Genomic DNA, 1,483 nt, shown 5'->3' with positions numbered 1-1,483 from the left:
CGGTGCGCAGCGCGTAGCCGTCCATCGAGCTGTTGTCGAAGGGCGGCAGGTCGCCCTCGGCGAGCACGTCCTCGGCCAGCCGGCAGCCCTGCGCGTCGAGCAGCTGGAGCTCGATCGCGGGCAGCGGGCCGACGGCGGCCAGGACGTCGGCGAGGTGCTCGTCCACGGTCCACAGACCGTCCGGACGGGCGGGCGGAGCCGGGTCCGCGGAGTCTTCGCGGCAGGCCGCGCTGGTGGTACCGCTCTCCGTGGACCCGGTCATCGGCGCGCTCGCTCTCTGTCGGTGTGTCAGTCCTGCAGCTCGGAGGCGACGAACTCGCGCAGCCAGCTGCGGAAGCCCGGGCCGAGGTCCTCGCGCTCGGCGGCCAGCCGGACGATGGCGCGCAGGTAGTCCGCGCGGTCGCCGGTGTCGTAGCGGCGGCCCTTGAAGAGCACGCCGTGGACCTGGCCGCCGGTGTCGGCGGGGCGGTTGGTCAGCTCGCGCAGGGCGTCGGTGAGCTGGATCTCGCCGCCGCGGCCCGGCTCGGTCTCGCGCAGCACGTCGAAGACCGACGGGTCGAGCACGTAGCGGCCGATGACCGCGTAGTTCGACGGCGCGTCGGCGGTGTCCGGCTTCTCGACCAGGTCGGTCACCTGGAAGACGTCGTCGCCGAAGCCGTTCGGCTTGACGGCGGCGCAGCCGTACAGGTGGATCTGGGAGGGGTCGACCTCCATCAGCGCGACGACCGAGCCGCCGAGCTCCTGCTGGACCTCGATCATGCGGGACAGCAGCGGGTCGCGCGGGTCGATCAGGTCGTCGCCGAGGAGGACGGCGAAGGGCTGGCCGGCGACGTGCTGCTCGGCGACCGAGACGGCGTGGCCGAGGCCCTTGGGGTCGCCCTGGCGGACGTAGTGCATGTTGGCGAGCTCGACGGACTCGCGGACCCGGCGCAGGCGGTCCTGGTCGCCCTTGCGGGCGAGCAGCTCCTCCAGCTCGTAGGCGCGGTCGAAGTGGTCCTCAAGGGCACGCTTGTTGCGGCCGGTGACCATCAGTATGTCGGACAGCCCGGCGGAGGCCGCCTCCTCGACGACGTACTGGATCGCCGGCTTGTCGACGACGGGCAGCATCTCCTTCGGAGTGGCCTTGGTGGCCGGCAGGAAGCGGGTACCCAGACCGGCCGCGGGGACCACTGCCTTGGTGACCGAGGTACGGGAGTTCGTCGTCGTCATGCGTTTACCTTACTAAGGCACGTATTTCGCCTGACCAGGCGCAGTTGACCGATGCTTTGGCAGCACGTCGCCGGACCCGGCCGCGATGACAGGTGGAGGGGACGTGGCAGGTGGGGCGAGGGGGTCCCCTCCGGCACAGGGCGACAGACTACCCGCCTTTTCCGAACAGTCATGTTCGGCCGCGAAGTCCTCCGGCCACCCGGGGGGACCCGTCGCGGCCGCCCGCCCGTCGTCCGCCGGGACGGCCCGGGGACCCGCCGGGCGCCAGCAGTCG

1 protein-coding gene and 1 pseudogene are annotated in these 1,483 nt (G+C 72.0%); both read right to left on the bottom strand.

Features of this window, described 5'->3' with window-relative positions:
- Nucleotides 1-262, bottom strand: a pseudogene (locus ABD308_RS18010) (gephyrin-like molybdotransferase Glp); the annotation flags it as partial.
- A 26-nt stretch (nucleotides 263-288) separates the two neighbouring features.
- Nucleotides 289-1,209 (bottom strand): UTP--glucose-1-phosphate uridylyltransferase GalU, encoded by a 921-nt coding sequence (gene galU, locus ABD308_RS18005; protein ID WP_344335604.1) that lies wholly within the window; start codon nucleotides 1,207-1,209, stop codon nucleotides 289-291.
- Nucleotides 1,210-1,483 lie beyond the last annotated feature (274 nt).

Origin of the sequence: Kitasatospora putterlickiae (assembly GCF_039527695.1) — a bacterium.
Lineage (GTDB): Bacteria > Actinomycetota > Actinomycetes > Streptomycetales > Streptomycetaceae > Kitasatospora > Kitasatospora putterlickiae.
This window is presented reverse-complemented; position numbering and strand designations above follow the sequence as displayed.

Coding starts and splice junctions, on each gene's coding strand:
- galU (WP_344335604.1), bottom strand. CDS start 1,209: ATGACGACGACGAACTCCCGTACCTCGGTCACCAAGGCAGTGGTCCCC.